This is a genomic window from Methylosoma difficile, from assembly GCF_054657615.1.
Window position 1 is genome coordinate 445,100 of the sequence record NZ_BAAHYJ010000001.1, and the last position, 24,167, is coordinate 469,266.

A 24,167-nucleotide genomic window follows, 5' to 3' on the forward strand; every position below is an offset into this window, starting at 1 on the left:
AACACCTTCGAAACAGTTTTTTATAAAACTAATTCTGTTATAGTTAAAGCATATTAATCACTTAAAAACTCTTATTCCCTCCAAGTCTTTTGAGGATTCAGCCATGAAAATACTGATTACAGGCGGCAGCGGATTCTTAGGCAGCACCCTTTGTCAACGCCTGCTTGGACAAAGCCATACCATCACTGTTGTCACCCGCAACGAGGATGCCGCAAAAGAAAAATGTGGCAGCGCCATCGCTACCATCCGAGATTTAGAAGAAATCCACCCTGAAGACAGCTTCGACGTCCTTATCAACTTGGCGGGCGAACCCATCTTTGGCAGACGCTGGAGCGCTGAACAAAAAAAACGGATAAGAAACAGCCGTATCGAGCTGACCGAGCAACTGGTTAGGGCTATTGCACGCATGCGAAGCAAGCCGCAACTGCTCATCAGCGGCTCAGCCATTGGCTTTTATGGCGACCAAGGCGACGCGACCATTACCGAACAATCGCCCGTACGCACCGACTTTTCCCAGCAGTTGTGCGTAGATTGGGAAATGGCCGCCAGGCAGACTGAAAAATTTGGTGTAAGAGTTTGCCTTATCAGGACAGGTCTTGTTTTGGGTAAAAACGGTGGGCTACTAGAAAAAATGCTCATCCCCTTCTTGATGGGTTTAGGCGGACAAACAGGCAACGGCAAACAATGGATGTCATGGATACACCGGGATGATTGGGCTACTATTATCGAATTCATGATAAATAACCCTGAAATGCGAGGCGCATATAACGCTGTCGCCCCCAACCCTGTCACGAATGCCGAATTTACCCAAACCTTGGCAAGTATCGTTAAACGGCCTGCCCTACTGCCCTTGCCCAGCTGGCTGTTAAAAATTGGATTAGGGGAAATGGCAGGACTCATTTTAGGCAGCCAAAAAGTTTTGCCAGACCGCTTATTGAAAGACGGCTTCCAATTTGCCTACCTGACACTAGAATCGGCACTCATCAGCTGCTTAAAAAAGTAAAAAAGTGCCTAGCCCTCTTGCCAAAACCCGCATCAATCCCGAAAAGCTATTGTTAAGCAAGTGGACAGCAGTAACCCCGCGCAATAAAGAAAAGCATTTTTTAGTGACGAAGCTGATAAGGGATGATGACAACGGGCAAATTATTGCCTGCCTGTTGGAGGCCGTCATTAATAAAAACGAGTACCAAATAGATTGGCGAGAACTGCAAGAAAGTGCGCATTGGCAACAAGGATGGCAATAAAAAAGGAGGGCTTTCACCCTCCTTTTTAGCTTTTAATTTAAGACGCTGTACAAATCTTTAATCCAACTATCAGCCGCTTCAAATTGGCTGGTGTAGTTTGGGTTTAGCAAATCATCCTGATACAGCTCGAAATAAGTGCTATTAAAATTGGTGATGGCATTATTAAAACCCAGTTCTGGGCTATCTACGGGTTTGAACCAGTTACATTGCGCCCAAACCAGCGCCGTTTGTCCTGTCCAAGAACCACAAGCCTGCATCATGATGGATGTCTCATCCTTAACAGCGTTCAATGTCGTGCTGTTGGCGACCACCGGACTTAACCCCGTCCAGTACTCGGCAAAGAAGTTGATCCTTTGCTTATCAACGCCATTAAACTCCGCCAGCAACTCATCCCTTAAGCTATCGCCAGTAGACAAGCTGGTAGTGGTTGTACGCGTACCATCTTTAATGCCGAAGATGGCGGTATAAATCAATTTATCCGGATAAGCATTCGCCCAAATACGAATGGAACGCTTGACCGATGCCTTATAAAGGTTGGCCGTATAGTTTTTTGGCAAGGAAACAAGCCGGATAGCATTCGCCGTACCCACGGGCGCATCAATTTGCTTAACATTAGGCAAGTCTTTAAGAGCTACGCCATCCACCATAAAGTTGCTTTGGGCAATCGCCAATTTCGCCATTGCCTGCAACATGTATTCATCCCAAGGCACAATTTCAATACCTTGGGGTGCCGAATATTTATTGTCCGCCGGTGTTTTGTTGAGCAACCAAGTGGGTTCAAAATTGACCCGCGTTGCAATGGTAATGGATTGCCCGATTAACACGGCTTGACGTATAACCGGTTCAATCTTAGAAAAATCATACACCCCTTCAATAGGCTCAATATCTGACCATTTAGGGCGCAGGGTAACACCGGAAACATAAGGCAAATCCAATACCTTATCCAACGAATAAATGCCGACCGGACGCGTCCCTATTGGCGTTGGCGCAGGCGCGGTAATAACTGTTACCGCAACCGAGGTTGTGGATACTGCGCCTTTGTCGTCCGTCACCGTCAAAGCTACGTTATAGGTGCCTGGCACAGCGTATAAATGGCCTGTTTTTGAACCGGTTGCTGTACCGCCATCGCCAAATGCCCAACGATATGACGTAATAACACCATCAGGGTCGCGGCTTGTTGTCGCATCGAAAGACGTTGTAAAAGGCACTGCACCCAAAGTCGTCGTTGTAACAATTTTGGCAACTGGCAACGAATTAGGCTTAACCCACGCCGCCGAGGCACTGCCCGCCAACATCAACAAAGGCAGTATAAGAAATAAGCAAACTGAGGGATTTTTATAAACCACGACTGGCAAGGGCTTTTGCGCAGCCGCCCCGATGGCGTTAATTAAATTTTTCATAGATACCTAAACTAAAATGAAAACAACGGAACAGTTGGTCTAGCTTGACCAGCCTCCTACAATTACGGCGTTTTTATGAAAATGCACTTTCAAAAAAACAGCAAATTCCTTTTTACACAAAGCCTTACAATTTTCATCAAAGCATAGTGAGTATTGGTAATTTATCTATGCGCAAATTTTATTATTTTCAAAACAGTGACGTCCATCACGTTTTTTAGTATTGCAATTGCAATCGGATGGCCTCACCAAGCAGGCATTTGTCAGTAGTGAGCGCCCCTCCAGCAGGACAACACTTGGCTGACCGCGCCAAGCTTTACTGGCTTTGGCAATTACAGTAGTATTGCCGCAGACTGTTTTTTTTATGTTTAGCGCCTCGCAACACCGCGCCATCCCTTCCGCGAACCCATTACAAGATCACCCCATGTCCACTACCGAAAACCAGCTCCCCGCAAACTTTATCCGGCAAATCGTCGCCACCGACCTTAAGGAAAACAAACACAATGGCAAAGTCGCCACCCGTTTTCCGCCCGAACCGAACGGCTATTTGCATATCGGTCACGCCAAATCCATCTGCCTTAACTTTGGCATCGCCCTCGAAAACCAGGGCACTTGCAATTTGCGTTTTGACGACACCAACCCCGAAAAAGAAAGCGTCGAATACATGGAATCCATTGCCCGCGATGTGCAATGGCTGGGTTTTGAATGGTCCGGGCTTTACCACGCATCGGATTACTTTGAACAGCTTTTCGACTACGCCGTACAGTTGATTGAAAAAGGCTTGGCCTATGTGGACAGCTCTAGCCCTGAGCAAATCCGCGCCAATCGCGGCACCTTGACCGAACCCGGCAAAGCCAGCCCAGACCGCGACCGCCCGATTGCCGAAAACCTCGACCTGTTCCAACGCATGCGCGCCGGTGAATTTGCCGACGGGCAGTATGTGCTGCGCGCCAAAATTGACATGGCCTCGCCCAACATCAACATGCGCGACCCGACCATCTACCGCATCCGCCGCGTCCACCACCACCGCACCGGCGACGCTTGGTGCATCTACCCGATGTACGACTACACGCACTGCATTTCCGACGCGCTGGAAGGCATCACCCACTCCTTATGTACACTGGAATTCGAAGACCACCGCCCGCTCTACGACTGGGTGCTGGACGAACTCAACACGCCTTGCCACCCGCAACAAATTGAATTTGCCCGCTTACAGCTGGAATACACCATCGTCAGCAAACGCAAACTCAACCAACTGGTCACCGAAAAACACGTCAATGGCTGGGATGACCCGCGCATGCCCACCTTGGCAGGCTTGCGCCGCGCCGGAGTCACGCCCAAAGCCATCCGCGACTTTTGCGAACGCATCGGCCTGACCAAGCAAAACTCTTGGATTGAAATGGGGGTGTTGGAATACTGCATCCGTGAAGACCTTAACGAAAACGCTTTGCGCGCCATGGCGGTGCTAGACCCTATCCGCGTAGTGATCGACAACTACCCTGACGGGCAAGTTGAGCAGCTGGACATCAGCAACCACCCGCAACGCCCCGAATTGGGCAAACGCCCCGTGCCTTTCGACAAAGTGGTGTTGATCGAACGCGATGACTTTTCCGAAAACCCGCCCGCCAAATACAAACGTTTGGTGGAAGGTGGCGAGGTGCGCTTGCGCGGCTCTTACGTGATCCGCTGCAACAGCATCATTAAAGATGCCGACGGCAACATCACCGAATTGCGCTGCACCTACGACCCCGACACCTTAGGTAAAAACCCTGAAGGCCGCAAAGTGAAAGGCGTGATCCACTGGGTTTCAGAAGCCCATTCACACACCGCCGAAGTGCGTTTGTACAGCCGCTTGTTTGCCGTGCCGCAACCGGACAACGAAGACAATTTCTTGGATGCGCTCAACCCCGATTCTTTAGAAATCCTCAATGGTTGCCGTGTTGAAAACAGCTTGGCGGCAGCAACCGGCGAGTACCGTTACCAATTTGAACGCACCGGCTATTTCTGTCTGGACAGCATCGACAGTGTCGATGGAAAGTTTGTGTTTAACCGCACAGTAACCTTGCGCGAAAATTGGGAAAAAGACTGAGGGCAAGTATTGCCTTATCTTGCCTGCCTGAAAAAATGTCCTACGATGATGCACCCAAAACGGGGTGTATCATCGTCTGCCAGCCCAGCCAACCTGAGTTGCCCCATCCCAAAAACCTCCCTTTTCCACGCCGGAAAAGGGCTGGCTTTTAGACTTGCCAAACCCGATGAATGAACTGCGTTAAGTCTTACCAAAGCGTCGAAGAGCTGATAAAAAAATCACGCTTTATCGGCATCATCACACCTTGCGCCGACGAGCGCGAAGCCTTGCAGCAATTACGGCAACTGCACGCGGAACACGCCAACGCCACCCATATTGCCTTCGCCTACCGGCTAAAAACCGAACAAGGCATCCATTACCGCTTCCACGATGCCGGCGAACCCACCGGCACAGCGGGCAAACCCATTTACCAGCACTTGGACGGCAATGACCTGATTAACGTTTTAGCCGTGGTTATCCGTTACTACGGCGGCATTAAGCTGGGCGCAGGCGGCCTGACCCGCGCTTACGGCAACACGGCCAAACTGGCCTTGGATGCGGCGGAAATCTACCCTTACATTGAAATGGCCAGGCTGCACTTGACGCTAGATTACCCGCAGCTGCAACCCTTGGAATACCAACTCAAAAAACTCGGCGGGCAGATTATCCAACAAGATTTTGCCGAACAAATCCGCCTGCAAATACAACTGCCCGCCGCACAAACCGAAGCCTTGCTCAGCGGTTTTCCCGGCGCATTACGCACCTAAAAGCTTAAACCGCGAACCCAGCCAGCCGTAATAGGCAATATACAAATAACACAACACCGGCAATACAAAGGCCGTTTGCAAACCCAAATGATCCGCCAACACACCTTGCAGCACCGGCAAAAGGGCACCGCCGACAATCGCCGCGCACAACAACCCCGAACCCTGCCCCGTGTGTTCACCCAAACCGTTTAACGCCAACGAAAAAATGGTCGGGAACATAATCGAATTGCACAACCCCACCGCCAAAATCGTCCACATCACCCACGCGCCCTCACCCACAATGGTCACGCACACCAACAATGCCGCGACACAGGCATGGGTCGCCAACACCTTGCCGGGCTTAAATTGCTGCATCGCCCACGCGCCCACAAAGCGCCCGACCATCGCCCCGCCCCAATAAAACGACACATATTTGGCGGCGTCCTGCTCTGCCAAGGCGGCGGTTTGGCTGATAAAACTCACCAAAAAACTACCGATAGAAACTTCCGCGCCCACATAAACAAAAATGCCCACCACGCCCAACAGCAAATGCCGATATTGCCAAGCGTTCTGATCGGCCTTCGCCGTGCCATTTGCTGTTGGCGCAGCAATCTTGGGCAATTTCAGCAGCGCGAACAGCAACGCCAACGCAAACAACACCGCCGCCAACAGCAAATACGGCATTTGCACCGCTGCCGCTTCGGCGGCTTGGTAATCCGCCAATTGCCCGCTGTTCAAAAGCCGTAAATCATCGGCACTTTTGACTGCCGTCGCCAAAATAAAAGTCGCCCCCAAATACGGCGCAACCGTTGTGCCTAAAGCGTTGAAGGCTTGGGTTAGGGTTAAGCGACTGGACGCGCTTTCCGGCGCACCCAGCAAAGTCACATACGGATTGGCAGCCACCTGCAACAAGGTAATGCCCGCCGCCAACACAAAAAATGCGCTTAAAAATAAGGGATATGAACGCAATGCCGCCGACGGGTAAAACAGCAAACAGCCGCAACCGGCAATCGCCAAACCAGTGACAATGCCGTTCTGATAACCTATCTTTTCCACCACCGCGCCACTGGGTACGGAAACGACAAAATACGCGGCAAAAAAACAAAATTGGATCAGCATCGCCTGCGCGTAATTCAGCGTAAACACCGCTTTTAAATGCGGGATAAGGATGTCATTCAGGCAAGTGAGAAAACCCCAAATGAAAAACAACGAAGTCAGAATGCTTAATGCGCCTAAATGGGGATTTTTGCTCGGTTCGGTCATAGTCGTGTGCGAAAAGGGAAAGTCATGGATGAAATGGCAGCCAGTTTACAAGGCTGTGGCGTTTTCAAAAACAGTTTCCTGGTGGCAGTAAAATATCCGCTTGGTGCCGCGCCTTTCTGGCAGTAATCTAAGCCCGCGTTTTAAACCCACACAACACCTTGGCGGAGATTGGCATGAGCATTGAACTGATCCAACAACTTGCATCGGAAATACTGGCAACATCAGCCAGCAAACCCACCACCCTTTACCTGCTGGAAGCCACCGGCGCAGCACTTCCGCCTGGCAGCGTTGCGCGCCTGGACGGCAACCCCATCGGTGTATCGCCCGACGCGTGGCCCGAATTTAACGGCAAGCCCATGGAACACCTGATAACCGTTGACCTGCAAGCCATGCCCGACCTGCAAACCGGCGCATTTGCCAACACCCGTGCCATTGCCTTATTCATCAGCGACCGCCTGATGAATGAAGCCTACGCACCCAACACCCAAGAAACCGCCATCGTCGCCTTATCGCAAGCCGACATCGACAACGGCGAACTGGCGCACAACCCGCGCGAAAACACCAAAGCCGCCAGCGCATACCGCGTCACCGCCGTGCAAGTGCCGGAATCGGTCTTTGATGAATCGCTTGATGAAGAAGAAACGCCCTTGGCAAAATTGCATGACGCCGTTTTTACTAGCTCATACGCCGGCGGCAAACCCTTGTGGCTGCAATTTGACGAACACCAAGGCCATTTCCTCTGGCAATTCGACGAAATGCTGATAGAAACCAACCTAGGCGATGCCGGCGTGATGTATGTTTTTGCGGATTGTGCGTTTTGGCAGTGTTATTAAGCAAACGTGGAAAGAGTTGATTCCTTTAGGGTTCTGCCTGAAAAAAAGCAACACCGCCAATGGAATCTAATGATAGGTTGGTTGCCGAAAGCTAGCGTAGGCGTTGTTCAGCGAATCCTTATAGTAAAACCATTAAATCGACATCCTAATCGTGGCAAGAGGTTGGGAGTACAAAACATGTTTTGTACTCCAGATTGCCTGGGTAGTGGTAAAAAATTAAGTGATTGCATGGAAGAGGAGTCAAAAAACATGTTTTTTGATGGCATCTTTGAAAAACAATATCACGTTGATTTTTACCATCACCATTGCCTGAATCGTGGATTCGATTAGTATCGTAGGCTGGTGTACCCAAGGGCATAAAATGAACGAACCCCAACACATCAGGAACACCAATTGTAGGGGTTCCTTTGTCACCCAACCTACAGGTTTAACTGAGATTTTGTTGTTATAAGACCTTTCAGGTTTTAAAAACCTGAAAGGTCTCTGTTTAGCAAAACTAATGGGGTGATTAATGCTCGCCATCAATCCGCGCCATCACATCCAGCACCAAATCGCGTTTTTCGCGGGCGATGCGATAGAGGAGGCTGCGGTCGGTTTGGGCTTGCAAGGCCAGCAGCAACGGCTCGAAGGGTTGCTGGGCGGTTTCGTCCAAGGCTTGCAGGGCGTCTAGCACTGCCGCACCGTTGCCGCTGCTGGCTTGTGCCAGTAGCTCGTCGGTCATGGCGGAGCGGAGGTTGTCTGCGCCGTCTTGGTTGCTGGCGATATGTTGGGCGAAGGTGGGTAGGGCTTGTTGCCAGAAGTTTTTTAATACATAGCGACCATGATCGTAATTAGGGTTTAAGGCCAAGCCTTGGGCTAATGCAGCTATGCCTGCTTCTTTCTTATTCAAATTAAACAAATATAATACGGCTAAACAGCCCCAACTGTAATAATGCTGCCGATCTAATTCTGTAGCTTTTAGATAACATGCTTCAGCTTCTTCACATCTATTTTGATTCGCAAGCAAACTTCCCAAATTATGCCAAATAGGAACGTACATTGAGTTGATTTTTATGGCATTTTTAAAAACGGACTCTGCTTCTTTATATCGGCCAAGACTATCAAGTATCGTCCCCAAGTATTCCCAAGCAGGGATGTGTTTGGAGTCAATCTCTATAGCTTTTCTGGAAGCAATTTCGGCTTCATCAAGACGATTTCGATGCCCAAGCGTTATGCTCAAGTTACACCAATAGTGACTACATTCCGGCTCAATTAAAATAACTTTGCGGTAGGCATACTCGGCGTCTATATGGTTTTTCATCCTATTAAAATATTTACCGAGGCCATTCCAGGGACAGCTATAATTTGGGTCATACGAAATTGATTTACGGAAGGCAGCTTCTGCCTCTTGCTCTCGATGAAACAAGTCTTGAAGGATCACTCCCGCTGCATAAGCTTTTTTAGCGGAATCCATTCCCCAACCACCTAATTCAGCGATACATGCCTCTGCATCAGATAAGTTCAGCCCAGAAGAAATTATAAATTCGTCTAATTCTCTCCACCAATCCCCATATTTCCATTTTGCAAGAGATTTGCGACTCTCTGGTTCTAATAGCCAAATTACTTCAGCAATCAAATATCGCCAGCCGTGTTTTTCTATTGGATCACCATCGGCAATTTCTTCATCTAACGCTCTTCGGTTATTTCGTGCAATTGCATCACGAACTATCACTTCAAAAGCCTTACCCCTTCCTTCATAATCGGCTGCCTCACTCAGCGCATGTAAATACGCCAATTTCTCCACCCGCATTCCGTCTGACAGTGGCTCAGACAAATCCCCCTCCAATCGCTTCGCCCAGTCCCTAAAATCTTTTTTGGTGTAAAAAGTCTGCATAAAGCCAACCAGCCAACGCAGACGTTTGCGGCCTTCGCGGCTATGGCGCATCAGGTAGTAGATGTTGTAAAAGCGTTCGCTGACTTGGTAGCTTTTTTTCTTGGCGTGGCCTGCGGCTTCTTCGATAAAACCTTCGTCGATTAGGCGTTTGATTTGCACGCTGACGCTGTTGGAGGGCTTGCGGAGTTCGCGGCGGATGTCGTCCACGGTGATGGGATCCCAGCGGCGGGCAATGGCATCGAAGGTCCGGCGAGCTTCTTTGGCGAGGCTGTCGATGCGGTGTTTAAAAAACGGCGTGGTTTCGTCAATCATGCGCTCTAAGTCGTGGCGCAAGTCGCCATCTAAACCGTCGCGTAAGATGCGGTAGCCGAGTTTGACCAAGCGCGGGTTACCGCCAGTGAGGATGCGTAAGGCGGCGACGCGTTCCGGCGCGTTGGCGATAACGTTTAACACTGCGTCGTCGTGTTGGTTTTCGGCGTAGCGGCGCAGGAAGTCTTCCAATTCGCTTTGCGTGAGCCGCTCCAGCGAGAAGCTGCGGAAAAAGTCATGGAAGACCTGGTCGACTTCGGTGATTTCGGCAAAATAACTGGGCGCAGCGCCGATAACCATAATGCGCGGGTCGGTCATCCACAAGGCGCGAAGGCTGTGCAGGGCATGGTCGTCGCCGATGTTGGCGAAAATGTCGTTGAGGTTGTCGATTAACAGAATGGCGCGTTTGGCTTTTTCTGCCAGTAAATCCAGAAAGGCTTGTTTGGCAAGTTCGGCGAGGTTGTCGGCATCTTCTGCCAGCAAACGGTCGGCGGTTTGGTTGCTTTTCTGCAAATGACGCAAGGCTTCCAGCCAAAAATCCGCCAAATCGCCGATGCCGTATTGTTCTTCTTGGAACAGCAACGGCAACCAGTCGGCGTTTAAGGCATCGTCGCGTTCTATCGTATGTTTGATGGCGCACAGTAAGGTGGTTTTACCCATGCCGCGCGGACCGATTAACACCAGATGTTGCTGTGGCCTGTCCGGCGTGTTGGCGCGGACGATAGCGAGGATTTTATCCAGCAGGCTTTTGCGATCAATGAAATCCGCCAAGAGTTGTTCGGGGTCTTGGGCGGCGGGGTTGTAGAGGTTTAGGGTTGGGTCTTTGTAGGTCATGATTTTGGGTGATTTCAATTTTATAGTTCCCACGCTCCGCGTGGGAATTCATCCAGCAACGCTCCAGCGTTGCGTAAATCGACGCTGGAGCGTCTGGGGCTGCATTCCCATTTATGCCCTTTAGGGTGCGCAGGAGCGTGGGAACGATGTTTAAACCCGCGCTTTATACAACCAATAATCCCGCAACAAATTCGAGAAGAAGCAGATATTGCCGTTATCGGTTTCGGTCAGGTAGCCGTCGTGCTGCAAGACATCCAGCACATAGTCAAAATCATTAACTTCAAACTGCGGCAATTGTCCGCGCAGTTGTTCAAACGCAATGCCTGTTGGTTGCGCGGCGATTAATTTCAGCACAGCACGGGCAATGGTTTGTTCGGCTTCGTTGAAAATATCGCGCAATCTATCCCACATATTGGCGGCGTATTGGTTACGTTTGCTGCGGGCGATGGCGTGGAAGATGCGTTCTATATCGGCGGGGCTGGTGGGCGGTGCGTCTTGGTCTTGCAGTTCGGCGACAAAAAGCTGGATTAAGAAAGGCCAAAGCCCTGCGCCTAAGCGTTGCAGGTAATCGCGGGCGAGTTCTTCGCGGCGTAAATCGTTGGCGACACCGCGTATGCCGTGTTTACGCAAGATGCTATCCAAGCCTATTGAACCAGTGAGCAACAAACGTACTTTACTGTCGGGTTGTTGGCGCAAACTGCGAACCCAATGCAAAGCGGCTTCGGCTAAAGGCAGGCCGTGGCTTTTGGCGATTTGGTCGATCATAATGGGGAATTCGTCGAGCAGAAACCAAATCGGCTCATCTAGCTGTTGCAAATCTTTCAATAAATGCTGGCCTTTGCTTTGCCAATCTGGGGCGGCTATTTCCAGATATTTGTTTTTTAATCGCGGCAAAAAATCGCTAACTCGCTTAGCAGCTTGAAGCCAGGCTTCATCTTGAATTTGGCTTAATCCGATAATCATCGCGTCAATCCATTGTTCGGGATGACGGAATTCTTCAAGATTCATAAACACCGTTGGCACGCCTTCATTTCGCCGTAACTCCAACAACACACTGGTTTTGCCCGTGCGTCGTGGCGCGAGGAACAAGACATGCTCAACCTGCAAAGCGCGTTGTAATTGTTGGCTGATTTTATTACGCGGAAAGAAGTTGTTGCCCGTGGCGGGTGCGCCAATGACAATTTGCATGGTATCTGCTGAAGACATGTTGAAAGCCCGTAAGTTGACGACGGGCAAATGATAGCAACAAAACTGTTGTGCAACAAATATTTTGCACAACAGTTTTGTTGCCTAAACCCATTAGCAGTTTGGTTGACGTAAAAAACTGTTTTTTTACTCCAAACCACCTATTCCGCCACATTGGCTGCCTTTTAAATATTTCAACTTGCCTTTTGCCTTTTGCCTTTTGCCTTTTAGGTAATTGGCAACTTTTCAAATGTTACGGCTGATTTGAAGATGAAACCTGCCAAAAATTATTGCTGAAACAGACAATCCACATAATTGGCGACAATCATTTGCCGACGCGCGCTATCTGCGGGTTGCCCCGGAAATCTTTCGGAGATAACCCGTATACAAGTATCTTTATGATCCTTAATAGCCTGTACGCATTCGGCTTCGGTCATTTCGTACTTGTTTTTGGCACATGTGCTTTGCAATTGGTCGGCAATATTTTCAAGCGTGCCAGCATCCCAGCCGGAAACTTGCAACGCCATAGCGCCCACGGTGTTGCCCAGTTGTCCGTCAAACTTTTCAACGTCGCTATTTTGATGATAGGTATAGGCCGTTATCAGATAAGCACTCGCAATAACGATAGGCACAATAAATAGTAAACGCTTTTTCATGGTTGTACGCCCAAGGTATTAAAAGAATTTTTAACGGAAATTTGGGAAGCCCGTCGGTTAGGGTTCCTAACGTCACCCCAAACTACGGACTTGTTTTTTACTCCAAACCACCTATTCCACCACCGCAAACTTCACCGTTTCATCACCTACTTTCACCTCAAACTCGCCTGCTTCTACCACGCGTTTTAAATCCACGCCGATAAACGACAGGTCGTGCGGTGTTAAGGTGAAATGCAGTTGCTGGCTTTGCCCTGCTTCCAATGTCACTTTTTTGAAAGCTTTGAGTTGTTTGTTAGGACGGGTGATGGAGGCGGCGAGGTCGTGCAGGTACAGCAGCACGGTTTCTTGGCCTGCCAGTTTGCCGGTGTTTTTGACGTTGACGGTGACATCTACAGATTCACCCATTTTTATCTGTGTTTTCGCCACTGCCAAGCCGCTGGTGGCAAAGCTGGTGTAGCTTAGGCCATGCCCGAACGGGTACAAGGGATTGTAAGCATTGCCTTCAAAAGACTCCATCGGTTTGTAATCGTATAAGGTGATTCCGTTGGGGTGGCGTGGGTAGGTGATGGGCAATTTGCCGTTGGGGTTGTAGTCGCCCATTAAGACATCGGCGATGGCGCGTCCGCCTTCCATGCCGGGTAGAAAGCCTAGTACGACGCCAGCGGCTTGTTCGGCGATGGGGGTGATGATGCGCGGGCGACCGCCGAGCATCAGCAATACCACGGGCTTGCCTGTCGCCAATAAGGCTTGGGCGAGCTTGGTTTGCGCGGCAGGCAAATCGAGGTTGTCGATATTGCCCATGGTTTCGGTATAGGGTTTTTCGCCCAAACACAGCAAGATGACATCTTGGTCTTTGGCGGCGCTGACGGCGTTGGCAATGTCGATTTCGCTATCAAAGCCGCTGCCTGGCACATAAGTGATATTGCCGGGGGATTTTTGTTGCAAAGCGGCGAGCACGGTGAGTTTGTCTTTGGGATACAAACTTTCGTTATCGCCTTGCCAAGTGATAGTCCAGCCGCCGTTCAAGGCGCTGAGCAGATTGGCGGTTGGCCCAGTGACCAAGACCTTGGCGGATTTTTGCAACGGCAACACCGCGTGCTCGTTTTTTGCCAAGATGATGGCTTCGTGCGCGGCTTGCAGGTTGATGGCTTGCGCGGCGGGCGTGGCGAAGTTGTTTTCAGCAGGCAGCGGCAGGTGGTCGGGCTTGAACAAACCCGTTTGGACTTTAACGGTCAGGATGCGGCTGACCGCTTCGTCAATCCGCGCCATCGGCACTTCGCCTGCTTTCGCTAAATCCAGCAGCAAGTCGTAAAAGGAAAAGTCCAGCGGCACCATACTCATATCCACGCCTGCCATCACGGCGATTTTCACCGCTTCCCTAGGTGAAGCCGCCATTTTATCGCGGGTGTACAGGCGAATGATGTCTTCCCAATCGGAGACGGTAAAGCCTTTAAAGTCCATTTCATCACGCAAAATGGTGGTCAGATAATGGTGGTTGGCGTGGCCTGGAATGCCGTCCACTTCTGATGAGTTAATCATAATGGTCGGTGATCCGGCTTTTATGCCTGCTTCAAAGCTGGGCAAAAAGTATTCGCGCAACATGCGTTCGCTAATCCACGCGGGTGTGCGGTCTTTGCCGTTGATGGGGAAGCTGTAGCCGACAAAATGTTTTAAGCAAGTGGCGGCTTTGTCGGGTGCGGAAAAGTCGTCGCCTTGATGGCCTTTGATAAACGCCGAGCCCAAAGTGCTGGCAAGATGCACGTCTTCGCCATAGGTTTCCCATAAACGGGGCCACAGCGGTTGGCGGCCTATGTCCATTACTGGCGAGAAATTCCACGGCAAGCCGGAGACGCGGATTTCGCGGGCGGTAATCTCGCCTTCTTGTTCGCTGAGCTTAGGGTTAAAAGTTGCCGCCATGCTGATGGCTTGTGGAAATAGCGTGGCGTTTTGGCTGTAAGTCGCGCCGTGGATGGCATCAATGCCGTACAAAACAGGAATTTTTAAGCGGGTTTTGGCGGCGGCTTGCTGCAACGTCTGGGTTATAGACCGCCAAGTTTGCAGCGATTGCGCCTGATTATTAGGCGTGGTCGGCGTGTTCAAAACCGAACCGATGTGATATTGGTTAAGCGCAGCTTCCAGCTTAAGCGGGTCTAGCGCCGGTGTTTTTTGCGGATCATAAGGCAAGCCCAGCACCGAAAAATCCACCTGCACCATTTGCCCGACTTTTTCTTCCAAAGTCATTTGCGCCAACAACTGACTGACTTGTGCAGCAGTACCGTCAGTGTTTTTAATCGTTGAATCATTCATCGGACACCCCATCAATAAACAGGTGAAAGCGGCAAGTATTTGTTTAGCAGCCAAACGCGTTACCAAGCACCGGTATTAGGCATCGACAACCAAGGCTCTTGCGGCTTCAAGGCATCACCTTTTTGCAAAAACTCGATGGAGATTTGGTCGGGCGAGCGCACAAACGCCATGCGCCCATCACGCGGCGGACGGTTAATGACCACTCCGCCGTCCATCAGCTTTTGGCAAGTCGCGTAAATGTCGTCCACTTCAAAAGCCAAATGCCCAAAATTACGCCCGCCGGTGTAGTCTTCGCTATCCCAGTTGTAGGTCAGCTCCAGCAAGGGTGCGAATTCGCTGATGGCTTGCGCTTGGTCATACGGCGCGCACAGATAAACCAATGTGAAACGGCCCGCTTCGCTGTCCATGCGATGGCTTTCTTCCAAGCCCAGTTTGTTGCAGAAAAAGTCTAAAGATTCGTCCAAATCGCGGACGCGGATCATGGTATGCAAGTAGCGTAAGGACATTTTTGTTCTCCTGTGGTTAGGCAAAAGTAGCCGAAGTTTTACACCTATTTTAAGCAATACTTGTATATCATATCGGGTTTGCGGCGTTATGAAACCGATACTTTAGTTTTTCAGTGCCGTTTCGCAGACGCGCTTCTGCTGCCTGTATTTCCCAGAAAACATTTATTAAACCTGTCCATAATTTGGAGTTTGCAATGATTGAGTTGAAAAAGAACCCGGCTTTTGCCGGCCCAAAAGGCCCTGTCGTATTGGTGATTATGGACGGCGTTGGCATTGGTAAAAATCCTGAAAGCGATTTCGTCAAACAAGCCAACACCCCCAATTTGGACTGGTTGCGCGAACATGCGCTGTACACCGAACTGAAAGCGCACGGCGTGGCGGTCGGTTTGCCGGATGACAGCGACATGGGCAATTCCGAAGTCGGTCATAACGCCATTGGTTGCGGACGTATTTTTGAACAAGGCGCGGCGTTAATCGGCAAAGCCTTGGCATCCGGGGCGATTTTTGCCGACGGCTCGGTTTGGCAAGAACTGGTCGACAATGTGAAGGCAAAATCCTCTGCCCTGCACTTTATCGGCTTGCTGTCAGATGGCAATGTCCACGCCAACATCAACCATTTGGAAGCCATGCTCACCAAGGCCAAAGCGCAAGGCGTAAAAAAAACCCGCATCCATGCCTTAATTGATGGTCGTGATGTACCGCCAACTTCCGCATTTGACTACATTGACCGTTTCGATGCGTTCTTGAACGACATCAACGCTGATGGCACGGTCGATTACTGCGTCGCATCCGGCGGCGGACGCATGAACATCACCATGGATCGCTACGATGCCAATTGGGATATGGTCAAACGCGGCTGGGCAACCCACGTGAAAGCTGAAGGCCGCACGTTTGCATCCATGCGTGCCGCCGTGGAAACCTTCCGCAGCGAAAATGCAGGCATTTTGGACCAAGATTTACCGGCGTTTGTGATCGAACGCGACGGGCAAGCGGTCGGGCCGATTGTCGATGGCGATAGTGTGATTTTGTACAACTTCCGTGGCGACCGCGCCTTGGAAATCACCAAAGCCTTTGAAGCCGAAGACTTGAAAGAATTTGACCGTGGCAGTAAACCCGATGTGCTGTACGCCGGCATGATGCAGTACGACGGTGATTTGGGCGTACCGGCACGCTATTTGGTGACACCACCCGCCATTGACCGCACCATGAGCGAATACCTCGCCAATGCGGGCGTCAAACAATTGGCAATTTCCGAAACCCAAAAATTCGGTCACGTGACCTATTTCTTCAACGGCAATAACTCAGGCAAATTCGCCACCGAAATTTGGCAAGAAATTCCGTCCGATGTCTGCCCGTTTGAAGACGCGCCCCGCATGAAAGCCGCCGAAATTACCGACGTGGTGGTGAAAGCCATCGAAAGCGGCGACTATGATTTTATCCGCCTGAATTTCCCCAATGGCGACATGGTCGGCCATACCGGCGTAGTCACTGCTGTAAAAACCGCCATTGAAGCCGTCGATGAAAGCGTGGGCAAAATTATGGCGGCCTTGCAAAAAGCCGACGGCATCATGATCTGTTCAGCCGACCACGGCAACGCCGACGATATGTGCGAACTGGACAAAAAGACCGGCACCATGGTGCTGGACGAGCAAGGCAAATACAAACCGAAAACCGCGCATTCATTAAACCCCGTACCCGGCATTGTGTACGACCCATCCGGCATTGCCAACGCCCATTTGGCGGAAGTCGCTAACGCGGGCATCGCCAACTTAGCAGCGACTTGCATCACCTTATTGGGCTTTGAACCACCAGCTGATTATGAAGCGAGCATTGTGAAGGTCGGTTAAGTACAGTAGGTGCTAATTCATTAGCACAGCCACCATAGGGCATCAATGCGGATAAATCCGCACCTACAGAAAATGTTAACCCTGCTTTGCATTAATCATTCAGAGAAATGGAGTGAAAAAAACATGTTTTTTCACTCCCAAAGACCGCGAAAACCTAGGGAAGACTTCATACAGGGACTTTACTCTGATTCAGGCCGCGCCAACGTCAGTGTATGCACCAAATGAACCAAATCATTGAAGGTGCGGACATTGGCGGCTTGTTCGTCAGGAATTTGGATGGCAAATTTTTCCTCAAGCGCACAGACGATTTCTACATCGACCATGGAATCGTATTGCCAGAAAAAGCTTAGGTTTTCAGAAAAATCATCGGTATCCAGCAGGCGTGACAAGTCAGCGCCAAGTTGTTCTTCCAAAACCGACCGGACACCGTCAACCATGCCAAAAGGTATCCCTTGCGCCTTGAAGTAACGGTCATAAAACTGTTCGGGCGTTAAGCGGGGGCGGCCGGCAAAAACGCTGTCAATTTTTGCCGCCCTGCGCTTCGATTCAACACGGCTCCACAAAACAAGCAAAATAACCGCAGCTACGCCTAAAAGGATTTTCATGTTTAGCCGTTAGGGTTGGCAATCCTTGATTTCACTGTGCCGAAAACAATCCGCCGTGTGGTCGTTGACCATGCCGGTGGCTTGCATCAACGCGTAGCAAATGGTGCTGCCGACAAATTTAAAGCCGCGTTTTTTTAAATCTTTGCTCAGCGCATCCGATTCGGGGCTGGTTGCCGGTACATCGGCAAAGCTTTGCCGATTATTTTGTTTAGGTTTGCCATCGACAAACCGCCAGATGTAATGGTCAAAACTGCCGAATTCTTGCTGCACTTTTAGAAAAGCTTGGGCATTGACAATGGCGGCGTTGACTTTAAGGCGGTTGCGGATAATGCCCGGATTCGCCAGCAGTTCGGTGATTTTGTCGGCATCGTAGCGGGCGATTTTTTCGGCATCAAAACCATCAAAGGCTTGCCGGTAGTGATCGCGTTTTTTCAAAACCGTCACCCAGCTTAAGCCGGCTTGTGCGCCTTCCAACAGCAAAAACTCAAACCACAGGCGGTCATCATGGACGGGCACGCCCCATTCGTGGTCGTGGTAGTGTTCTTCTAGTGGGCTGCCTAAAGCCCAGCGGCATTTGTTCATGGGTTACTCCGAGGTTGCTTATCAGGCCGCGCCAATGGTGGCGCTATTGTATACTAGCCCACCCAACTGTAGAGCCAATACCCTGTATGAACGCGCCATCGCCCAACCTTTCTGGAAACCCTGCGACTGTTGCCATCATTGGCGGCGGCCCTGCTGGTTTGATGGCGGCGGAAGTGTTAAGCGCAGCGGGCGTTAAGGTGGCGGTCTACGAGGCCATGCCTTCGGTCGGGCGTAAATTTTTAATGGCGGGCAAAGGCGGCATGAACATTACCCACAGCGAGCCTTTCGAGACTTTCTTGTCGCGCTATGGCAATCGCCGCGCACAGGTTGAACCGATGTTGGCGGCCTTTACCCCGACCGATTTACGGGCATGGTTGCAGGATTTGGGTATTGAAACTTTTGTCGGCACATCAGGGCGGGTATTTCCCACCGATATGAAAGCCGCGCCGCTGTTGCGCCGTTGGCTGCACCGGCTGCGTGACGCGGGCGTGAGTTTTCATGTCCGCCACCAGTGGACTGGGTGGTCTGCGGACAAGGTTTTGCAATTCAACACACCAACGGGCGGGATTAGCGTACACGCCGATGCCGTCATCTTGGCCTTAGGCGGCGGCAGCTGGCCTCAGCTGGGGTCAACCGGCGCATGGGTGCCGCTGTTGCAGGCACAACAGATTGAGGTTGCGCCGCTCAAACCCGCCAATTGTGGTTTTGATGCCCATTGGAGCGATTATCTGCAAGCGCATTTTGCCGGACACGCGCTAAAAAACGTGCGCTTAAATTTTCGCGACCACCACGGCGCGGCATTTTCCAAATTGGGCGAAATCATGGTGACGGCTCACGGTTTGGAAGGCAGCCTGATTTACGCCGCTTCCGCTGCCCTGCGCGAGCTGATCGACCAACAAGGCGGCGCACGCATCACGCTTGATCTTGCCCCCGACCGCACTGCGGCATGGCTAGCCGAAAAACTGGCGACCCCGCGCGGCAAGCTGTCGTTGGCGAACCATTTACGCAAACGTATTGGCTTGGATGGCGTAAAGCTGGCTTTGCTCAGGGAAGTTCTTGATGCCTCCGCATTGGCTGACCACCCAAAACTGGCTGTTGCCATTAAAGCCTTGCCCGTTACACTCACGGCAGCCAGACCTTTGGCGGAAGCCATCAGCAGCGCAGGTGGCGTCCGCTTTGTGGCACTCAATTCACAGCTGATGAGCCCGCAACGCCCCGGCCTGTTCTGCGCCGGTGAAATGCTCGACTGGGAAGCACCCACCGGCGGTTATTTGCTCAGCCTGTGCCTGGCGTCCGGACGCACAGCAGGCTTGGGCGCGCTGGACTGGCTGCATTCGCAGCGCGCGGTGGCAACCGATCAACCTACTTTAGGAAACCCATGAAAACACCGAAACCTTTAGCGCCGCTGGTAGAAGACGGCTTAATCGACGAAGTTTTACGCCCGTTAAAAAGCGGCAAAGAAGCGGCGGTGTATGTCGTCGTCTCTGAAGGCGTGGTGTGCTGCGCCAAAGTCTACAAAGAAGCTAACAAACGCGGCTTTCACACCCAAGCGCAATATCAGGAAGGCCGTAAAACCCGTAGCAGCCGCCAAGCCCGCGCGCTGCAGAAAAACTCGCGTTTTGGTCGCCAACAGCAAGAAGAGTTGTGGCAAAACGCCGAAGTCGATGCCTTGTACAAACTCGCCGCCGCCGGTGTGCGCGTGCCGCAACCTTACAATTTTGTCAGCGGCGTGTTGTTGATGGAATTGCTGACCGATGCCGACGGCAACGCCGCACCACGCTTGAATGATCTGGAACTCAGCCACGAACAGGCGCTGGAATACCACGCGTTGTTAATCCGCGAAGTGGTGAAAATGCTATGCGCGGGTATCATTCATGGCGACTTGTCCGAATACAATATTTTGGTGGACAGCACCGGCCCGGTCATTATTGATTTGCCGCAAGCCGTCGATGCTGCCGCGAACAACAACGCAGCGCGTATGCTGGAGCGCGATGTGGGCAATCTGGCAGATTATTTTGGACGTTTTGCGCCAGAGCTGTTAACGACCCGCTACGGCAAAGAAATCTGGAAATTGTTTGAAACCGGCAATCTGCATCCAATGGTTGAGCTGACCGGACAATTTAAAGACAGCGACAAACGCGCTGATGTTGGCAGTGTGCTACGTGAAATTGATGATGCCCGCGAAGAAGCCTTGCGGCGGCGGTTTGAACCTGACCTTTAAGCGAAAGCAGGGGATTTGGCAGTTGATGTGAGTGTGCCAATAAGATTGACACACCCACTTTAACAGAGGCTTCGCCAGCATCCTTGCTGGCTGGCTTCCGGCAATCCTGCCGGTATAAAGATGTTGGAACGATGGTAAAAATAACGGAGTTTAAAAACTGGCAGGAATCACGTTTAATCTTGATAAGCCGTCTCGCCGTGTTCGGAAATATCCAAACCTTCGCGTTCGACATCTTCGGCAACGCGCAGGCCAATCGTCATATCAACAAATTTAAAAGACACAAAAGCGACAAGTGCCGACCAAGTGACCGTCAACAATATGCCCCAGAGTTGGCTTTGCAATTGCGCCATCATGTTGTACTCGCCAAAACCATTGGCGACATAATCATAAACGCCTGTACCACCCAGCGAAGGCGCTGCCACGATAGCCGTAGCCAGCGATCCCAAGATACCGCTAACACCGTGGACGCCAAAAACGTCTAAGGAGTCATCATAGCCAAACATGGCTTTCATCTCGGTAACCGCCCAGAAGCACAAACTGCCAGCAAACAAGCCTAAGAAAATAGCGCCCATAGGGCCAGACCAACCGCAAGCGGGCGTAATGGCAACCAAACCTGCAACCGCCCCTGATGCCGCACCTAACATGCTAGGTGTGCCGCGCATAATCCATTCCACCGACGTCCATGCCAAGGTTGCCGCCGCTGTCGCCAATAAAGTATTGGCAAAGACCAAAGTCGCCGCGCCATTGGCTTCCAAATTGGAACCTACGTTAAAACCAAACCAACCGACCCATAACAAAGTTGCACCCATCATGGTCATCGGTACGTTGTGTGGCGCCATCGCTTCCTGACCAAAGCCTAAACGCTTGCCAACCATTAAACAGCCAATCAAACCCGCAATACCGGCGTTGATATGCACAACCGTACCGCCTGCAAAATCCAACGCACCTTTTTTGAAGATGAAGCCCGCCGTATCGGTAGCTGCTTGAGCCGCCACTGCGTCGGTATACGCATCAGGGCCTGCCCAATACCAAACCATGTGGGCGATAGGCAAATAAGAGAAGGTAAACCACAAGAAGATAAACATCATCACCGCGCCAAATTTCATCCTTTCGGCAAAAGCACCCACAATTAAAGCCGGTGTAATGGCGGCAAATGTCAGCTGGAACATAACGTAGATGTATTCTGGAATCACCACGCCTTTGCTAAAAGTGGCAACCACAGAATCCGGCGTGATACCGGCAAGGAAGGCTTTGTCGAAACCGCCAAAAAAGGCATTGCCTTCGGTAAAGGCGACGCTATAACCGTACAACGCCCACAACACGGCAATAAAGCAGAAGGTAATAAAGACTTGCATCAAAATGGACAACATATTCTTGGCGCGCACCATTCCGGCATAAAACAGCGCCAAACCTGGAATGGTCATCAAAATGACCAGTACGGTCGCAACAATCATCCAGCCGGTGTCACCTTTATTGGGTACGGGGGCGCTGACGACGGCCTCTTCCGCCCATAATGCGCCTGAATATAAAAATGGCAGCAAAGTTGCCAACAATCTGAGTGGTTTTGTCATGTTTTTTCTCCTTAAGATTAATCGGCTCGCACATCTAGGGGTTTAGAAACCGTATTGGCAGAACAAATAGTTACGGTAAAAACTCCAATAGCATCAAAGAAAATGCAATATTCATGCCTTGTATTATTTGGTCAAAGAAAACCGCTTTTCTTTCATGACACGCACCGATTTAAGCCACAAATGTGAAGTATTGCACTTTTTTGTTTCACACCCACTCGTAAAACCCGCAAGCTTTGGTGTATTTCAACAAAATTAAGCCACTCAAATCATGATGATGACCCCCTTCCCAGCGACAAGCCCCGAAAAAAACAATGGCACAGTAAATGCTTATTTCTTATGTATGTTGTTACTTAAAAGCCGCGAGAAAGCTTATCATGACCGAAACAGCAGAGAGCCAATTCAACCCCGCGTTCCATTTCCTTGGCTTAATCCAAAAAGCAATGGCGGACGGCGTTACCCGCTACTGTAAACATCCCGCTTGTCCGGAGGTTTACTTAGTTCCAACAGAAAATGCTTTTTACAGCCCAGAAACCAACATAGAATCCTTGCAGGCATTATGTTTGGCGGCTCCTTTTGATCTCAGCGTAGAGCTGTTGCCGAATTGGCAGCCAGACCAAGAAGTCGATGTTCAAGCGGGGCGCTTGCACATTACCCGCAAACCTAAGCCCTCGGCGACAAACCTAATCAAATATCCACTCGAAGAACTGGTTTGGTACTCTACCTTATGCGCAAGCAAAGGCCGCTTATTGGTTAACTCACGTATTGATATTGCTGTCGGTTTAAATACTTATCCTGACTTTTCCAGCCTTTTCCACAAAGAACATGAACCCATGCTGGCCGCCATGCTATTGGAAGACGCCTTGCCGTTACCGGCACTGGCTAATCTAAGCGGCGTGCCTTTGGCAGAAGTCATAGACTTCCATAACGCTTGCGCCATATTGGGTTACGTCGTCACCGATTCCGGCAATGCTTTTAATCCCGCCAATCACTTATTGGGCTTGCTCGACCAAGCCAATACCGACCTGCAAATCCGTTGCTGCAAATTGCCTGGGCAACAACCTTTGTATATTGTTCCTACCGAAGGCAAATACCTTACCGAAGCCGATGCCACTGCTTTAGGCAAATTGTGTGCGGCAAGCTTATCCGCCTTGGAGGTATCGATTGTCGACACCAGCAGTACTGAAGAAGAAGTCGTGCAAATTGGTCGTACGCGCGTGCGGCGCAAAAAACAAGCCAGCCTACCTAATTTACCTAGCCATCCCCTCTCGGAGCTGCGTTTCCGCGCCGCTTTATATGCCTCGCAAGGCCGCCTGTTACCCGGCTATGCGAGCGACAAACCCGTGCGCTTAAAAGCGTGGCCCGACAAAGCCTTGCTGAAGGATGCCTCGTCAATTAAAGAAGAACGTTATATTTTTCAGCTTGCCGCGCTGATGACTGCAAAAGCCGCCAGCCTGCAAGACATTGCCCAAACCACCAACTTGCCGCTCGCGCAGGTTATTAATTTTCACAATGCCTGTGCCGTTATGGGTCTGGTCGACCAAATAGCTTAGTTGCAGCTGCCCCAGACTGTCTTCAATCTTTTAGCGGGGCAATCCCGCCGCCCCACATCAGCCTCTTCCGCATGGACCCGCATCCCAGCGCTTCTAAAAGCGACCGACCCGCGAACACCCTGTCCTATTAAATTCCGCAGTGAATCCAAAGCAAACGTTGGACTCACTGCGGAATTTAAGCCACCGTGCAATTGATTGCCCCCAAGCAACACCCCACCAAAACACTTGCCCCCTTTTTGCAGCGGAAGACCTTTACCGGCAGTCACCTGCATATTTTTACCCGAAAGCAAAGTAATACAATTCACAAAAACTTAATTAAACACTCACAATCATGCCCTATTGCTTACCTATTATGTGAATTGATTAACATTTTAGATTGGCAAACGCCTTGAAAAAACACATGAATTAAAGTGCCGTCATCCATGATGTCGCTTGAGTATTTGTTTTGTTGTTAGGGCGTGTGCCGCTAAATTGCAATCCATTCTGAATAACCTTAACGCACCTTGCTGAAGTTGTGTACCAGCACCTTACCCCTCATTATAAAAACGATATTCATCACTTAGGAATAAC

At 50.6% G+C, this 24,167-nt stretch carries 20 protein-coding genes; 10 read left to right on the plus strand and 10 right to left on the minus strand.

What is annotated here, in order from left to right:
• Positions 1-103 precede the first annotated feature (103 nt).
• A complete protein-coding gene (locus ACYQ1O_RS02185; RefSeq protein ID WP_459989975.1) occupies positions 104-1,003 on the plus strand; it encodes a TIGR01777 family oxidoreductase in 900 nt (299 codons plus the stop codon).
• Between the two features lie 4 nt (positions 1,004-1,007).
• Positions 1,008-1,244, plus strand: a complete 237-nt coding sequence (locus ACYQ1O_RS02190) for a TIGR02450 family Trp-rich protein (protein ID WP_459989977.1) — start codon at positions 1,008-1,010, stop codon at positions 1,242-1,244.
• Between the two features lie 32 nt (positions 1,245-1,276).
• Here ACYQ1O_RS02190 and ACYQ1O_RS02195 read toward each other — a convergent pair whose 3' ends face one another.
• The gene (locus tag ACYQ1O_RS02195; protein WP_459989979.1) at positions 1,277-2,644 is read right to left on the minus strand and encodes a PKD domain-containing protein; all 1,368 of its coding nucleotides are present in this window, start codon (positions 2,642-2,644) and stop codon (positions 1,277-1,279) included.
• A 421-nt stretch (positions 2,645-3,065) separates the two neighbouring features.
• On the opposite strand from ACYQ1O_RS02195, the gene ACYQ1O_RS02200 reads away from it, so the two are divergent.
• On the plus strand, positions 3,066-4,730 hold the full coding sequence (locus ACYQ1O_RS02200; protein WP_459989981.1) for a glutamine--tRNA ligase/YqeY domain fusion protein: 1,665 nt from the start codon (positions 3,066-3,068) through the stop codon (positions 4,728-4,730).
• 170 nt (positions 4,731-4,900) lie between these two features.
• Positions 4,901-5,476 (plus strand): YigZ family protein, encoded by a 576-nt coding sequence (locus ACYQ1O_RS02205; RefSeq protein WP_459989983.1) that lies wholly within the window; start codon positions 4,901-4,903, stop codon positions 5,474-5,476.
• On the opposite strand, the gene fucP is transcribed toward ACYQ1O_RS02205, so the two are convergent.
• Positions 5,465-6,718 carry an L-fucose:H+ symporter permease gene (fucP, locus tag ACYQ1O_RS02210; RefSeq protein ID WP_459989985.1) on the minus strand — a complete coding sequence of 418 codons (1,254 nt, stop codon included), beginning with the start codon at positions 6,716-6,718 and terminating at the stop codon, positions 5,465-5,467. The two genes, ACYQ1O_RS02205 and fucP, sit on opposite strands and share 12 nt — an antisense overlap.
• 173 nt (positions 6,719-6,891) lie before the next feature.
• On the opposite strand from fucP, the gene ACYQ1O_RS02215 reads away from it, so the two are divergent.
• Both ACYQ1O_RS02215 and ACYQ1O_RS02220 read left to right on the plus strand, forming a co-directional pair.
• Complete coding sequence (locus tag ACYQ1O_RS02215; protein ID WP_459989986.1) at positions 6,892-7,551, plus strand: hypothetical protein; 660 nt, start codon at positions 6,892-6,894, stop codon at positions 7,549-7,551.
• Between the two features lie 6 nt (positions 7,552-7,557).
• Positions 7,558-7,881: a hypothetical protein gene (locus ACYQ1O_RS02220; protein WP_459989988.1), complete on the plus strand. Its 324-nt coding sequence runs from the start codon at positions 7,558-7,560 to the stop codon at positions 7,879-7,881.
• 178 nt (positions 7,882-8,059) lie between these two features.
• On the opposite strand, the gene ACYQ1O_RS02225 is transcribed toward ACYQ1O_RS02220, so the two are convergent.
• The 5 genes from ACYQ1O_RS02225 to ACYQ1O_RS02245 all read right to left on the minus strand — a co-directional run bounded on the left by ACYQ1O_RS02225 (position 8,060) and on the right by ACYQ1O_RS02245 (position 15,221).
• On the minus strand, positions 8,060-10,585 hold the full coding sequence (locus ACYQ1O_RS02225) for an AAA family ATPase (RefSeq protein WP_459989990.1): 2,526 nt from the start codon (positions 10,583-10,585) through the stop codon (positions 8,060-8,062).
• Positions 10,586-10,717: 132 nt separating this feature from the next.
• Complete coding sequence (locus ACYQ1O_RS02230; protein WP_459989993.1) at positions 10,718-11,773, minus strand: ATP-binding protein; 1,056 nt, start codon at positions 11,771-11,773, stop codon at positions 10,718-10,720.
• A 266-nt stretch (positions 11,774-12,039) separates the two neighbouring features.
• Positions 12,040-12,408, minus strand: coding sequence for a hypothetical protein (locus ACYQ1O_RS02235; RefSeq protein WP_459989995.1), 369 nt, complete (start codon positions 12,406-12,408; stop codon positions 12,040-12,042).
• Positions 12,409-12,519: 111 nt separating this feature from the next.
• On the minus strand, positions 12,520-14,715 hold the full coding sequence (locus ACYQ1O_RS02240) for a glycoside hydrolase family 3 N-terminal domain-containing protein (RefSeq protein WP_459989996.1): 2,196 nt from the start codon (positions 14,713-14,715) through the stop codon (positions 12,520-12,522).
• Positions 14,716-14,774: 59 nt separating this feature from the next.
• Positions 14,775-15,221, minus strand: a complete 447-nt coding sequence (locus tag ACYQ1O_RS02245) for a VOC family protein (protein WP_459989998.1) — start codon at positions 15,219-15,221, stop codon at positions 14,775-14,777.
• 194 nt (positions 15,222-15,415) lie between these two features.
• On the opposite strand from ACYQ1O_RS02245, the gene gpmI reads away from it, so the two are divergent.
• Complete coding sequence (gene gpmI / locus ACYQ1O_RS02250; protein ID WP_459990000.1) at positions 15,416-17,068, plus strand: 2,3-bisphosphoglycerate-independent phosphoglycerate mutase; 1,653 nt, start codon at positions 15,416-15,418, stop codon at positions 17,066-17,068.
• Between the two features lie 179 nt (positions 17,069-17,247).
• On the opposite strand, the gene ACYQ1O_RS02255 is transcribed toward gpmI, so the two are convergent.
• A complete protein-coding gene (locus ACYQ1O_RS02255) occupies positions 17,248-17,673 on the minus strand; it encodes an acyl carrier protein (protein WP_459990001.1) in 426 nt (141 codons plus the stop codon).
• Positions 17,674-17,682: 9 nt separating this feature from the next.
• Positions 17,683-18,255 (minus strand): DNA-3-methyladenine glycosylase I, encoded by a 573-nt coding sequence (locus ACYQ1O_RS02260; protein WP_459990003.1) that lies wholly within the window; start codon positions 18,253-18,255, stop codon positions 17,683-17,685.
• Positions 18,256-18,341: 86 nt separating this feature from the next.
• On the opposite strand from ACYQ1O_RS02260, the gene ACYQ1O_RS02265 reads away from it, so the two are divergent.
• On the plus strand, positions 18,342-19,637 hold the full coding sequence (locus ACYQ1O_RS02265) for a BaiN/RdsA family NAD(P)/FAD-dependent oxidoreductase (protein ID WP_459990005.1): 1,296 nt from the start codon (positions 18,342-18,344) through the stop codon (positions 19,635-19,637).
• Positions 19,634-20,476: a PA4780 family RIO1-like protein kinase gene (locus tag ACYQ1O_RS02270; RefSeq protein WP_459990006.1), complete on the plus strand. Its 843-nt coding sequence runs from the start codon at positions 19,634-19,636 to the stop codon at positions 20,474-20,476. Before ACYQ1O_RS02265 ends, ACYQ1O_RS02270 begins: the two co-directional genes overlap by 4 nt.
• Before the next feature lie 173 nt (positions 20,477-20,649).
• Here the strand turns inward: ACYQ1O_RS02270 and ACYQ1O_RS02275 are convergent, their stop codons facing one another.
• The gene (locus ACYQ1O_RS02275; protein WP_459990007.1) at positions 20,650-22,047 is read right to left on the minus strand and encodes an ammonium transporter; all 1,398 of its coding nucleotides are present in this window, start codon (positions 22,045-22,047) and stop codon (positions 20,650-20,652) included.
• A gap of 374 nt (positions 22,048-22,421) precedes the next feature.
• Here ACYQ1O_RS02275 and ACYQ1O_RS02280 point away from each other — a divergent pair, with 374 nt between their 5' ends.
• Positions 22,422-23,597, plus strand: coding sequence for a hypothetical protein (locus tag ACYQ1O_RS02280; RefSeq protein ID WP_459990008.1), 1,176 nt, complete (start codon positions 22,422-22,424; stop codon positions 23,595-23,597).
• The last annotated feature ends 570 nt before the right edge of the window (positions 23,598-24,167 follow it).

What these genes read in the sequence shown, in the direction of transcription:
- ACYQ1O_RS02185 (WP_459989975.1), top strand. Translation starts at nt 104, where the DNA reads ATGAAAATACTGATTACAGGCGGCAGCGGATTCTTAGGCAGCACCCTT.
- ACYQ1O_RS02195 (WP_459989979.1), bottom strand. Translation starts at nt 2,644, where the DNA reads ATGAAAAATTTAATTAACGCCATCGGGGCGGCTGCGCAAAAGCCCTTG.
- ACYQ1O_RS02200 (WP_459989981.1), top strand. Translation starts at nt 3,066, where the DNA reads ATGTCCACTACCGAAAACCAGCTCCCCGCAAACTTTATCCGGCAAATC.
- ACYQ1O_RS02205 (WP_459989983.1), top strand. Translation starts at nt 4,901, where the DNA reads ATGAACTGCGTTAAGTCTTACCAAAGCGTCGAAGAGCTGATAAAAAAA.
- fucP (WP_459989985.1), bottom strand. Translation starts at nt 6,718, where the DNA reads ATGACCGAACCGAGCAAAAATCCCCATTTAGGCGCATTAAGCATTCTG.
- ACYQ1O_RS02215 (WP_459989986.1), top strand. Translation starts at nt 6,892, where the DNA reads ATGAGCATTGAACTGATCCAACAACTTGCATCGGAAATACTGGCAACA.
- ACYQ1O_RS02230 (WP_459989993.1), bottom strand. Translation starts at nt 11,773, where the DNA reads ATGTCTTCAGCAGATACCATGCAAATTGTCATTGGCGCACCCGCCACG.
- ACYQ1O_RS02235 (WP_459989995.1), bottom strand. Translation starts at nt 12,408, where the DNA reads ATGAAAAAGCGTTTACTATTTATTGTGCCTATCGTTATTGCGAGTGCT.
- ACYQ1O_RS02240 (WP_459989996.1), bottom strand. Translation starts at nt 14,715, where the DNA reads ATGAATGATTCAACGATTAAAAACACTGACGGTACTGCTGCACAAGTC.
- ACYQ1O_RS02245 (WP_459989998.1), bottom strand. Translation starts at nt 15,221, where the DNA reads ATGTCCTTACGCTACTTGCATACCATGATCCGCGTCCGCGATTTGGAC.
- gpmI (WP_459990000.1), top strand. Translation starts at nt 15,416, where the DNA reads ATGATTGAGTTGAAAAAGAACCCGGCTTTTGCCGGCCCAAAAGGCCCT.
- ACYQ1O_RS02255 (WP_459990001.1), bottom strand. Translation starts at nt 17,673, where the DNA reads ATGAAAATCCTTTTAGGCGTAGCTGCGGTTATTTTGCTTGTTTTGTGG.
- ACYQ1O_RS02260 (WP_459990003.1), bottom strand. Translation starts at nt 18,255, where the DNA reads ATGAACAAATGCCGCTGGGCTTTAGGCAGCCCACTAGAAGAACACTAC.
- ACYQ1O_RS02265 (WP_459990005.1), top strand. Translation starts at nt 18,342, where the DNA reads ATGAACGCGCCATCGCCCAACCTTTCTGGAAACCCTGCGACTGTTGCC.
- ACYQ1O_RS02270 (WP_459990006.1), top strand. Translation starts at nt 19,634, where the DNA reads ATGAAAACACCGAAACCTTTAGCGCCGCTGGTAGAAGACGGCTTAATC.
- ACYQ1O_RS02275 (WP_459990007.1), bottom strand. Translation starts at nt 22,047, where the DNA reads ATGACAAAACCACTCAGATTGTTGGCAACTTTGCTGCCATTTTTATAT.
- ACYQ1O_RS02280 (WP_459990008.1), top strand. Translation starts at nt 22,422, where the DNA reads ATGACCGAAACAGCAGAGAGCCAATTCAACCCCGCGTTCCATTTCCTT.